Annotated in this window: 10 protein-coding genes; 1 reads left to right on the top strand and 9 read right to left on the bottom strand. The window is 71.8% G+C overall.

Annotated features, from left to right (window positions below; translation table 11 throughout):
* Nucleotides 1-131: 131 nt before the first annotated feature.
* The 8 genes from ACZ6I3_RS22920 to ACZ6I3_RS22885 form a co-directional block, all read right to left on the bottom strand.
* Complete coding sequence (locus tag ACZ6I3_RS22920; protein WP_469416911.1) at nucleotides 132-1,412, bottom strand: cytochrome P450 family protein; 1,281 nt, start codon at nucleotides 1,410-1,412, stop codon at nucleotides 132-134.
* A gap of 46 nt (nucleotides 1,413-1,458) precedes the next feature.
* The gene (locus tag ACZ6I3_RS22915; RefSeq protein WP_469416909.1) at nucleotides 1,459-2,433 is read right to left on the bottom strand and encodes a nucleoside triphosphate pyrophosphohydrolase; all 975 of its coding nucleotides are present in this window, start codon (nucleotides 2,431-2,433) and stop codon (nucleotides 1,459-1,461) included.
* Nucleotides 2,434-2,533: 100 nt separating this feature from the next.
* Entirely contained in the window at nucleotides 2,534-3,181 is a 648-nt protein-coding gene (locus ACZ6I3_RS22910) for a SurA N-terminal domain-containing protein (RefSeq protein ID WP_469416908.1), read from the bottom strand.
* Nucleotides 3,182-3,322: 141 nt separating this feature from the next.
* Entirely contained in the window at nucleotides 3,323-4,819 is a 1,497-nt protein-coding gene (locus tag ACZ6I3_RS22905; protein WP_469417024.1) for a protein kinase domain-containing protein, read from the bottom strand.
* Nucleotides 4,820-4,857: 38 nt separating this feature from the next.
* Complete coding sequence (locus ACZ6I3_RS22900; RefSeq protein WP_469416906.1) at nucleotides 4,858-5,481, bottom strand: hypothetical protein; 624 nt, start codon at nucleotides 5,479-5,481, stop codon at nucleotides 4,858-4,860.
* A gap of 160 nt (nucleotides 5,482-5,641) precedes the next feature.
* Nucleotides 5,642-6,385, bottom strand: a complete 744-nt coding sequence (locus tag ACZ6I3_RS22895) for a GNAT family N-acetyltransferase (protein WP_469416904.1) — start codon at nucleotides 6,383-6,385, stop codon at nucleotides 5,642-5,644.
* 159 nt (nucleotides 6,386-6,544) lie between these two features.
* On the bottom strand, nucleotides 6,545-7,249 hold the full coding sequence (locus ACZ6I3_RS22890) for a DNA alkylation repair protein (protein WP_469416903.1): 705 nt from the start codon (nucleotides 7,247-7,249) through the stop codon (nucleotides 6,545-6,547).
* A gap of 20 nt (nucleotides 7,250-7,269) precedes the next feature.
* Entirely contained in the window at nucleotides 7,270-8,058 is a 789-nt protein-coding gene (locus tag ACZ6I3_RS22885; RefSeq protein WP_469416901.1) for an HNH endonuclease family protein, read from the bottom strand.
* A 137-nt stretch (nucleotides 8,059-8,195) separates the two neighbouring features.
* Between ACZ6I3_RS22885 and ACZ6I3_RS22880 the strand changes: the two genes are divergently transcribed.
* A complete protein-coding gene (locus ACZ6I3_RS22880) occupies nucleotides 8,196-8,381 on the top strand; it encodes an antitoxin (RefSeq protein WP_469416899.1) in 186 nt (61 codons plus the stop codon).
* 102 nt (nucleotides 8,382-8,483) lie between these two features.
* Here the strand turns inward: ACZ6I3_RS22880 and mfd are convergent, their stop codons facing one another.
* Nucleotides 8,484-12,017 (bottom strand): transcription-repair coupling factor, encoded by a 3,534-nt coding sequence (gene mfd, locus ACZ6I3_RS22875; RefSeq protein WP_469416897.1) that lies wholly within the window; start codon nucleotides 12,015-12,017, stop codon nucleotides 8,484-8,486.

Here is a 12,017-nt window from a genome sequence, read left to right as displayed (position 1 = left end):
AGACAGCAGTGACCAGCGCTCCGCAGGTTTTCCCGGGCCGCACTGATGATGGGTGAACGTATAGGCAGACGATCACTTGTCACAAGTTAATGCCGCGTAGATCACGTGAAGATCACAAGCCTGACGGTGTGTCACCTCTGTGCGGGTGTGAACTCCACCGGCAGCGTGCGCAGCCCGCGCATGATCAGGCCGCCGCGCCACCTCAGCTCGGCCGGGTCGGCCGCGAGCCTCAGGTCCGGGAGGCGTGTGAGGAGCGTGGCGAGGGCGGTCTGGCCCTCCAGGCGGGCCAGCGGGGCGCCGAGGCAGTAGTGGACGCCGTGGCCGTATCCGAGGTGCTGGTTGTCGCGGCGGGCGAGGTCGAGCACGTCCGGATCGGCGAACCGCTCCGGGTCCCGGTCCGCGGCGGCCAGCACGACGAGGACCGGGTCGCCGGCCTCGATGCGCTGCCCGCCGATGGTGAGCGGCTGCGTGGCGAAACGCCAGGTGGCGAGCTCGACGGGGCCGTCGAAGCGCAGGAGTTCCTCGACGCCGGTCTCCAGGAGGCCTCTCTCTCCGGCGGCGATGGACGCCTGGAGCCGGGTGCGCTGCTCGGGGTGGGTGAGCAGGGCGTAGGTGCCGTTGCCGATCAGGTTCACGGTTGTCTCGAAACCGGCGAACAGCAGGATGAAGGCCATGGCGGCGGCCTCGTTCTCGGTGAGGTGCTCGCCGTGGTCGGAGGCGCGGATGAGACCGGAGATGAGGTCCTCGCCGGGGGTGGGTTCGGCGGGGAGCGCCTCCCGCTTGCGGTGGATGAGGTCGGCGAGGTAGCCGCGCATCTTCTTCACGGAGCGTGCCACGCCGCCCCGGGGCCCGCCCTGGTGACGGATCATCATGCCCGCCCAGTCCCGGAAGTCGTCCTGGTCCTCGCGGGGGACGCCGAGCAGGTCGCAGATGGCGTAGATCGGGAGCGGGAAGGCGAACTCGTGGATCAGGTCGGCGGACCCCTGCTCCGCGAACCCGTCGATGAGACCGTCGGTGAGCTCCTGCACCCGCTGCTCGAACTCGGCCACCCGGCGGGGCGTGAACGCCTTGGACACGAGCCGCCGCAGCCGGGTGTGGTCCGGCGGATCGATGTTGAGCAGATGCGTCATCAACTCGGCCTTGCGCTCACCGGGGATACCGGTCTTGCCCTTGGCGTGCGCGGGTTCGCGATGATGCGCCGGGTTCTTGGAGAGCCGGTTGTCGGCGAGGGTCTGCTTGGCATCGGCGTAGCGCGTGACCAGCCAGGCCTCCACACCGCTGGGCAGCTTGGTCCGGTGCACGGGGGCGTGCTCGCGGAGCCAGGCGTAGGCGGGGTAGGGATCGCTCGCGAACTCCCAGGTGAAGAGGTCGGGAGCGGCGGCGGGCGGGCTGGGCCGGTGCTGGTCGGTCACTCCTCGACCGTATCCGGCCTTCCGGGGCTGCCCTGCCTCGGTCCGCTCAGCCCTCGGTCTCCCTGATCGCGTCCCGGTAGGCGCGGGCCGCCGCTCTCAGGGCCGCCTCCGGGTCCACGCCCTCCGACTCGGCGCGGACCGCCAGGGCCAGGAGGTCGTAGCCGATGCCTTCGACGGGTGGGAGCGGTATGTCCAGGTTCGCTGTGCGGGCCCGGGAGGCCAGCTTGGCGGCGAGGGCCAGGCCGGGCTGGCCGAGGGGGATGCCCTCGGTGACGGAGGTGCGCTGCTTCTCGACCGCCTTGGTGCGCAGCCAGTGCTCCTTGACCTCCTCGGGGGTGGTGGCCGTCTCGTCGCCGAAGACATGCGGGTGGCGGTGGATGAGCTTGGCGACGATGCCGCCGGCGACGTCGTCGATGGAGAAGGGTGCTTCCAGGTCCTCCTCGGCTATGCGGGCGTGGAAGACCACCTGGAGGAGGACGTCACCGAGTTCCTCGCGCAGTTCGTCGCGGTCGCCCTCCTCGATCGCCTCGACGAGTTCGTACGCCTCCTCGATGCCGTACTTGGCCAGGCCCTTGTGGCTCTGCCGGGACGACCAGGGGCACTCGGCGCGGATGCGGTCCATGACCTGGACGAGGTCGAGGAGGCGGGCGCCCGGCAGGTCGTAGGAGGCGGGGAGCAGCTCCAGCTCGGGCATGTCGACGCGGCCGGTGCCGGCCAGGCGCGCCAGGCCGTCCGTGAGGACCGGCTCGCCCTCGCCCGTCGCCACGACGACCACCGTGCGGCCCCCGGCGCAGGCCTCGACCAGCTCCTGGGCGGCCGGGGACGCCTCGCCGACGGCTATCCCCGCCTCGCGCAGATACGGCAGCTGCGGGTGGGCGCCGTCCGCGCACAGCACCAGGTCGGCCGCGTGCAGTGCCTGCCAGGCGGGCCAGGAGAGCAGGCCGGGGGCGACGCGGTGGCTGGTGGTGAGCAGGACGATGCGGCCGGGGGCGGGGGTTGTTTCGGCACTGGTTGCGTTCACGGTTCGAAGCTATCCCACGCCGCCGACAGCCCCCGAAGTTATCCACAGGCCCCGGGTCCCACGGCGCCCGAGTTGTCCACAGGCCCCGCGGAGGGGCGGCCTACATGCCCTGCTGCGGCTGGGCCGCCGTCACGTCCCGCACCCACGGCGTCTTGGCGTCGGCACGGCTGCTCTTCTGGACGTCCCAGGCGCCGTACCGCGGGTTGAGATCGACGTCCAGGTCCTCGGAAGCCTCTGACAGGGCCTTCCAGAACTCGGGACGGCTGGTGTCGGTGTTGAGTTTCTCGGCGAGCTTCTGGGCCTCGAGCTGGAGGCGGAGGTTGTCTTCCAGGCGCTCCGGCGGGATGCCGTACTGCTGGAGCCAGGTCGTCTCCAGCGCCTTGGCGCCGCCGGCCTGCTCCTCCAGGCCGGACCGCATCTCCTGGATCTCCTTGCGGGTGACGGTCACCCCGGCGTTCTCGGCGGCGCGGTGCAGTACCCGGTCGAGGACCATGGTGTGCAGGGTGTCGCGGGTGAGGGTGCCGGTCCGGGCGATGGCCTGCTGGTACTGGGCGTCGTTCGGCACGGCCGCCCGCTGGGCCGCGCGTACCTCGCCGACCCGCTCCTCCAGCTGGGAGACGGTGATCCGCTGCCCGCCGACCACGGCCGCGGCGCCGGGATGCGCGTCGTTCCCGCAGGCGGTGAGGAGGGGCGCCGCGGCGGCGATCGCGGCGGTGAGGACGAGCGCGGTGCGACGGCGGCGGTGCAAGGAAACCTCCTGAGGAGATTGTGCGACGGTGCACAAGGTCTTGCGTTGATCGATGTTAGGCAGTGAGCGGGCTCTGGCCAACCCATTCGACCAACGATTCACCAGGACTTCCGGCACCGCCGCGCCGCCCCCGGGCCGGGCTCAGCCGCGGACCTGCCCCAGCCACTGCAGTGTCCGGCGGATCTCCGCGCCCAGCGGGTGGCCGGGGCCGTGGGTGCGCTCCACGTCGTGCAGCAGCCGGGCCAGGGTGTCGTGGGCGGCGCCGCGGTCGCCGAGGGCGAGCAGGAGATGGCCGATGCGGCGGCGGACGTCGTGCGCGAGTTCGGGGCCGCCGGCGGCGACGTACTGGTTCTCGTAGTAGGGCAGCACCGCCCGGTACTCGGCGAGCGCGGCGGCCGGTTCGCCCAGCTGTTCCAGGCACTGGGCGGCCTCGTAGCGGAAGCGCAGGGACTGCGGGTCGGCCTGGCCGGCCTCGGCGGCGCGTTCGTCGGCGAGGCGGCGCAGCTCGGGCAGGGCACGCCGGTACTGGCCGTCGTCCAGGAGCGTGGCCGCGTACTGCTTGCGCAGGGTGCGGACGACCGGGGAGTGCTCGCCGTGCTGTTCGGCGGCGGCGGGCAGGGTCGCGCCGAGGATGTCGACGGCCTGGGTGATGCGGCCCTCGCCGAGGAGCCGTTTGACCTCGTCGACGGCGCGGGCGATGTCCGTCTTGCCCGGCGTCTCGGTGACGGGCGTGGCGGGCGCGGGCTGGGGCGCCGGGGTGCGCGCTCGGTCCGGCCAGGGGGCGTGCGGGCGCAGGAACGGGCGGGTGGGGTCGAGGGGTGCTCCGGTGGGCGTCCCGCGCGCGGGCAGGAGCAGCTCCAGATGCTCGTACACCTCCTGCGCGGAGGCGGGCCGGTGCTGCGGGTCCTTGGCGAGGAGGCGCAGGACGAGGGCCTCCAGGGCCTCGGGGACCTCGGGGCGGGTCCGGCGCACGGGCAGCGGGGGCTCGTAGAGGTGCCGGTGCAGTACGCCGAGGGCGGTGGAGCCGGAGAAGGGGACGTCGCCGCTGAGCAGTTCGTGCAGGACGACGCCGAGTGCGTAGAGGTCGGTGTACGGGCCGACCGCGCCGCCCATCGCCTGCTCGGGGGCCATGTAGGCGGGCGATCCTATGGGGGTGCCGGTGTGGGTGAGGCGGGTGGTGTCCGTGTCCATGACGGAGGCGATGCCCAGGTCGAGGACGGTGACCGTGCCGTCCTGCTTCACCATCACGTTGCGCGGCTTGAGGTCGCGGTGGACGATCGGCACGGCGTGCACGGCGCTGAGCACGGCGCACAGTTGCGCGGCGACCGCCACCGCCCACTGCCAGGGGTACGGGTCGCGCCCGGCGAGATGGCCGGCGAGGTCGGCGCCGTCGATGTACTGCATGACGAGGAACAGTTCCTCGCCCTCACTGCCCGCGTCGTGCACCGTGACCAGGCCCGGGTGGTCGACCTGCGCGGTCACCCGGCACTCGCGTACGAAGCGGCGGCGCAGTTCCTCCGCGTCCTGCCCGGCCACCTTGTCGGGGCGCAGCAGCTTCACCGCCACGCGCCGGTCGAGCCGCTGGTCGTACCCCGTCCAGACCTGGCCCATGCCGCCCTGGCCGAGGAGCGTGGACAGCTCGTAGCGGCCGGCGACGACACGTCCTGCCGCCGCGCTCACCTGCCGCCCTCGGGGGTGCCGTCCCGGTGGCCTTCGCCCTCGTGCCGGCGCAGGTAGTCGCTGAGTTCGTCGAGTTCGGCGCGTACCTGGTCGATGCGGGCCGGGGCGGGGCGCTGCGGCGACGGCGGTACGGGGCCCTGGGGCGGGGCGTCGCCGGTGACGGGTGTGTGGTGCGGCGGCTGCTGCGGAATCGGCGTGGAGGCCGGGGCGTAGGGCGGCGCGGCGGGGTGCGGGTAGCCGTACGGGGGGTGCGCCGCCGTCTGCGCGTGGGGCGACGGGTAGCCGGCGAACTGCCGCGGCTCGCTGTGGTGGCCGATGTCCACGATCAGGAACCAGATGGAGGCGCCCAGGCCGATCAGCAGCATCAGGGCCAGCGCGATGTCGCTGCGGTAGTCGCCCTCCGGCAGTACGCCGATCACCGCGAAGCACGCGATGGACAGGGGCAGACTCACCCAGGCCAGTGTCCAGTGGAGGCCCCGTCCGCGCAGGACGGCCACCCGGAACAGGGGTACGCAGGCCAGCACGCCGCACGTGAGGAAACCGGCGGCGGCGATCAGCACGCGCAGGGAGATGACCGTTGCCGCGCTGCGGGGAGGCGGTGCCGCGCCGTGGCCGTACATGACTGCTCCTGGACCGGTGTAGCCGATGGGGACGGATGTGCGAGTGACAGAGCCCGGATGGGAGTCCGAGCGTATAGCCCGACACGGACAACCCGTCACGGGTTGTACCGAACCGTTGTCGTGCTGATCACTTCGCGCCGTCACACCTCCTGGTCGGCGTCTACAGGGCGTGCCGCATCCACACGTTGGGCTCGACGTACACCGCGTAGCCGCGCGCGGGCTCGCAGCGCACCGGCACCAGGCCGCCGGGCAGCTCGATGTCGCCCTCGGTGTCGAAGGGCAGTCCCGTCCAGCGGCGCCAGTGCACCAGTGAGGCGGCCACCGTCATGGAGGTGGGTGCCACGGAGTCGATGGTGGCGCCGGCCCGGGCGTGGACGCGCAGCCACGGGTCCTGGGGCAGGCCGTCGGGGCGTACGCGGTGGGCGTACTCCTCGATCGGGGTGTGCGGTTCCAGGTGCTTGGCGTTGGGGCGGACCGGGGCGACGACCTCGCGGAAGCCGCGGGCCCGGGCGTTGTCGCGCAGGGCCGAGAGCATCACCGCGGACAGGCCGCGGCCCTGTGCGTGCGGGGCGACGGAGACCGAGATCGCGCTGACGGTGTCGGGACGGACACCCCTGCGCAGGTCGGAGAAGGCCCATACGAGGACCGTGTCCCAGCCGCCTGAGGGCAGTTCGCCGCGGCCCTCGGCGCCGAGAGCGAAGGGCACGCTGTAGGCGCTCGCCACGACCTCGCCCTGCTCGTCCTCGGCGAACAGGACGTACTCCGGGAGTTCGGCGGCGATCCGGGGGAAGTGCGCGGCGCCCACGAGGTCCTGGATGACGAACTCCGGCCAGCTGTCCGCCATTCCGGCCACCCTCTCCAGCATGTCCGGGCGGTCGGCGAGGCTCGATATCTTCGGCTGCATGCGGTCACGCTAGGCGAGGGGGCGCACACCCGGTATCGAATTACCAGGTGGGGACCCGGTATCGAATTACCAGGTGGGACCCGGTCCGTCGTCCGGGGCGACCCGGCCCGGCGTGCGGCGACCACCAGCCCGTTTCGCGTGCGCACCGTCGCGTGCGCCCTATCGCGTGCGTACGAACCGCGCCCGCTCGTCCGCCGGGAGCAGCTCGGTCGCGCAGCGCACCGTGATGCGCGGCAGTTCGGTCTGGTGGCGTTCGAGGAACGCCACCAACAGGGGCGCGTCCCGGCGGCCGATCTCGCGCAGCATCCAGCCGAGCGCCTTGTGGATCAGCGGTTCCGGATCCCGGCACAAGGCGCGCACCAGGCGGAGTGTCGGCTCGAAACGTCCCTCGCGGATCAACGCCAGCGTCGCGACCACGGCGATCCTGCGGTCCCACAGCCACGCCGAGGCGGCCAGCCGGTCCAGGATCTCCGGGGCGTCCGCCGGTCCGTCCACCAGCCAGGGCCCGAGCACGACATGCGCGGAGGCGTCCACCAGGTCCCAGTTGTCCACGCGACCGGTGTGCGCCAGATAGAAGTCGACCAGCACCGCGCGCTCGGCCCCGCGCGCCCTCCGCATCCGCTCGGCGAGGACGAGGAGTCCGGCGAACCGCTCCTCGTGGACGCGGCTGTCCAGCAGCACCTCCACGTCGTCGAGCGCGAGGTCCCGGTGCGCACGGGCCAGCCGGCGCAGCACGGGCACGCGCACGCCGAGCAGTTCGTCGTCCTCCGAGGGGCGGAGCACCCGCAGTTGCTGCACTCTGACCCCCGGCTCCGCCATGCCCCGGAGTTCGGTCCGCATGGCGTCGAGCGAATCGGCCGTCATGACGAACGACGCTAGCCCCTTCACCCCCCGCACTGCCGCAGCATCATCTCCTTGTCGGCCGCCGTCACGGGCAGGTCGTACTTCAGCGACACCTGGGCGAAGCGCACCGAGTAGGAACAGCGGATCCGCTTGTTCGGTGGCAGCCAGGACGCCGGGCCGGAGTCGCCCTTGGAGCTGTTGGTCGGGCCGTCCACCGGGACGAGGTTGAGCGGGTCGTTGGCGATGGACTCCCGCTTGTCCTTCGTCCAGCGCGCGGCGCCCATCTGCCAGTCGTACGACAGCGGCATGACGTGGTCGATCTGGACCGCGATCGCGCGGGACTTGGTCCACTCGATGACCTTCCCGGTGTACGGGTCGTTCAGCGTCAGCGCCATGACGACGCAGTCCGAGCCCGAGCGGAAACGGAGGTCTTCCCCGTCGCGCTTCAAGAGATCGTTCCGCGAGTCACAGCCGTTGTGCGAGAAGGGAACGTTGCGCGGCGCCGAGTCCATCCACGCGTAGCCGAACTTGTCCCGTTCGTATCCCGTCCTGGGGCCGCGCCCCTTCGTCCCCACCTTCTCGATCAAGGCGCGTGCCTTCGCCCGGTCCGTGGTGGAGGTGATCGCCGCGAGCCCCGGCTTGGTGCCGTCCGGGTTGTCCAGCGGGTTCACCGCCCGGCCGTCGCCCCGTCCGTCACCGTCGGCCGGGACACCGGAACCGGAGGGTCCGCCGCCGTCCGCGGGCGGGGCCAGGCCCTCGCAGCCGACCAGCCCCGAACCGGCGAACACCATCGCGACAGCCAGTGCCGCCCCGCCCCTCAGACGCGTCACCGTGCGCCCCTCCCTGCTTGCCTCTGCCTGGCCCCACGGTAGCGAGGAAGAGGTCCAGACCACATCGGACCTAAAGGGGCATACCTCTCATGTCGCGCGTATCGTCGGTTCTGAGTCACCTCCTGAAGGAGTTCTGCATGGGCATCTTCGACAAGCTCAAGAGCCAGGCGCGGCACAAGGGCAAGCAAGGCTCGGACACCGCGGAACAGAAGGCCAACGAGAGGACCGGCGGCAAGTACGAGGACCAGGTCGACTCCGGGCAGCAGCGGGTGGAAGGCTCGCTCGGCATGGACCGGGACCGCGACCGGCCCGACCAGCAATAGAGCCTCTCCTCCCTTCAGAGGCCGTCCGGGGAGACGCCTACGCACCTCCCGCGGGCGGCTTCCGACGTGCCGACACCGGCTGACGTCAAGGGCATCAGGGCATCAGGACCCCAGCACCGACGTAAGGAACTCCCCGACCCACGCCAGCAACTCCCGTCCGACCAGCGGCTTTCCGCCGACCTTCGCGGTCTTCGGGCGCGGTACCAGCACCTGGTGCACCGACGGCTTGATGACCGTCCCGGGGTAGAGCCGCTTGAGCCGCAGTTCCTGCGATTCGCGCAACTCCACGGGGGCGAAGCGGATGTTGGTGCCCTGGAGCACGATCTCGCCGACCCCGCACGCGCGCGCGAGCATCCGCAGGCCGGAGACGAGCAGCAGGTTCTCCACCGGTTCGGGCAGCTTGCCGTAGCGGTCGACGAGTTCCTCGCGGACGGCCTTGACGTCCTCCTCCGTGTTGGCGGAGGCGATGGCGCGGTACGCCTGGAGACGGAGCCGCTCGCCCGGCGCGTAGTCGTGCGGGACGTGCGCGTCGACGGGCAGCTCGATCTTGACCTCGAGCGGCGGCTCCTCCTCGATCCCGCCGGTCTCCAGCTGACGCCGGTAGTCCGCGACGGCCTCGCCCACCATGCGTACGTACAGGTCGAAGCCGACGCCCGCGATGTGCCCGGACTGCTCGCCGCCGAGGAGGTTGCCCGCGCCGCGGATCTCCAGGTCCTTCATCGCCACGTACATGCCCGCGCCCATCTCCGTGTGCTGCGCGATGGTCGCGAGCCGCTCGTGCGCGGTCTCGGTCAGCGGCTTCTCCGGCGGGTAGAGGAAGTACGCGTACCCGCGCTCGCGGCCTCGGCCCACCCGGCCGCGCAGCTGGTGCAGCTGCGAGAGCCCGAAGTTGTCGCCGCGCTCCACGATGAGCGTGTTCGCGTTGGAGATGTCGATGCCGGACTCGACGATGGTCGTGGAGACGAGCACGTCGAACTTCTTCTCCCAGAAGTCGACGACGACCTGCTCCAGCGCCCCCTCCGACATCTGGCCGTGGGCGGTGGCGATACGCGCCTCGGGGACGATCTCGCGCAGCCGGGCCGCGGCCCGGTCGATCGACTCGACCCGGTTGTGGATGTAGAAGACCTGGCCCTCGCGCAGCAGTTCACGGCGGATGGCGGCGCCGATCTGCCGCTCCTCGTAGGGGCCCACGAAGGTCAGCACCGGGTGCCGCTCCTCGGGCGGGGTGGTGATCGTCGACATCTCCCGGATGCCCGTGACCGCCATCTCCAGGGTCCTGGGGATCGGGGTCGCGGACATCGTCAGGACGTCGACGTTCGCCCGGAGCTTCTTCAGCTGCTCCTTGTGCTCCACGCCGAAGCGCTGCTCCTCGTCGACGATGACCAGGCCCAGGTCCTTGAACTTCGTCTCCGACGAGAACAGCCGGTGCGTGCCGATGACGATGTCCACCGAGCCCTCGCGCAGGCCCTCCAGGACCGCCTTGGCCTCGGTGTCGGTCTGGAAGCGGGAGAGTGCTTTCACGCTGACCGGGAACTGCGCGTACCGCTCGCTGAACGTCCCGAAGTGCTGCTGGACCAGCAGGGTCGTGGGCACCAGGACGGCCACCTGCTTGCCGTCCTGGACGGCCTTGAAGGCGGCCCGGACCGCGATCTCGGTCTTGCCGTAGCCGACGTCGCCGCAGATCAGCCGGTCCATCGGGACCGTCTTCTCCATGTCGTCCTTGACCTCGGCGATGGTGGTGAGCTGGTCGGGCGTCTCCGCGTAGGGGAAGGCGTCCTCCAGCTCGCGCTGCCAGGGGGTGTCCGTCCCGAAGGCGTGTCCCGGGGCCGCCATGCGCGCGCTGTACAGCTTGATGAGGTCGGCTGCGATCTCCTTGACGGCCTTCTTCGCGCGGGCCTTCGTCTTCGTCCAGTCGGCGCCGCCCAGGCGGTGCAGGGTGGGGGCCTCGCCGCCGACGTACTTGGTGATCTGCTCCAGCTGGTCGGTGGGGATGTAGAGGCGGTCGCCGGGCTGGCCGCGCTTGGCGGGCGCGTACTCGACGACCAGGTACTCGCGGGTCGCGCCCTGCACGGTGCGCTGCACCATCTCGATGTAGCGGCCCACGCCGTGCTGCTCGTGGACGATGTAGTCGCCCGGCTCCAGGGTGAGCGGGTCGATGGTCTTGCGGCGGCGGGCCGGCATCCGGGCACCGTCGCGGCCCGCGGCCCTCTGGCCGGTCAGGTCGGTCTCGGTGAGCACCGCGAGTCCGAGGGCCGTGTCGACGAAGCCGTGCTCGATCGAGCCGCACGCCACGTGCACCAGCGACGGGGAGATCTCCGCGAGGTCGGAGTCGAGGCGGGCCGCGATGCCCTCGCCGCCCAGCACCTCGACCGTACGGGCCGCCGGGCCGTGTCCCTCGGTGACGAACACCGTGCGCCAGCCGTCGGCGAGCCAGCCCTTGGTGTCGGCGAGGGCCTTGGCGGTGTCCCCGCGGTAGGTCTCCGGGGCGTGCATCCCCAGCTTGAGGGTGTCTGAGTCGAGCTCTTCGTCCGCGGCGAACGGCGACACCGACCACCACATCATGTCCAGCTCGCGGGCGCGGTCCCGGACGTCCGCGATGGACCACAGGGAGGCCGCGCCAACGTCGATGGGTGCCTCGCCGCCGCCGGCGGTGGCCGCCCAGGAGGCCTGCAGGAACTCCTGCGAGGTGGCCACCAGGTCCGACGCGCGCGTGCGGACCCGCTCCGGATCGCACACGACGGCCATGGCGCCCTTGGGCAGCACGTCGAGCAGCAGCTCCATGTCGTCGACGAGGACCGGAGCGAGGGACTCCATGCCCTCGACCGCGATCCCCTCGGCGATCTTGCCGAGCAGTTCACCGAGCTCGGGGTGCTGTTCGGCCAGGGCACGCGCACGCGCGCGGACGTCCTCGGTGAGCAGCAGTTCGCGGCACGGCGGCGCCCACAGGCCGTGCTCGGCGACTTCGAGGGAGCGCTGGTCGGCGACCTTGAAGTAGCGGATCTCCTCTACGTCGTCGCCCCAGAACTCGATGCGCAGGGGGTGTTCCTCGGTGGGCGGGAACACATCGAGGATGCCGCCCCGCACGGCGAACTCGCCGCGCTTCTCCACCAGCTCCACGCGCGCGTACGCGGCGGCCGCGAGGGCCTCGACGATCTCCCCGAGGTCGACGGTCTGCCCCGGCTTCAGGGAGACCGGCTCCAGGTCGCCGAGGCCCTTGACCTGCGGCTGGAGCACGGAACGTACGGGCGCCACGACGACGGAGACGGGGCCGGTCTCGGGGTCGTCGGGGCGGGGGTGGGCCAGGCGGCGCAGCACGGCCAGACGACGGCCGACGGTGTCGCTGCGGGGGCTGAGCCGCTCGTGCGGGAGGGTCTCCCAGGAGGGGTACTCCACCACGCCCGCCGGCGGGAGGAGCGAGCGCAGGGCCGCGGCCAGGTCCTCGGCCTCGCGGCCCGTCGCCGTCACGGCCAGCACCGGGCGGCCCGTGTCCCGGGCCAGGGCGGCGACCGCGAAGGGGCGGGCGGCCGGGGGGCCGACCAGGTCGACGTGCATGCGGTTGCCGTCCGCGGCCGCGCCGACCGCTTCCGCGAGGGCGGCGTCTGTGACTACGGCGTCGAGCAGACCATGCAGGCTCAT

The sequence above is a fragment of the Streptomyces sp. NPDC041940 genome (assembly GCF_055589465.1).
The sequence above is the reverse complement of the archived record's forward strand: the minus strand, read 5'-3'. Positions and strand labels throughout refer to the sequence as shown.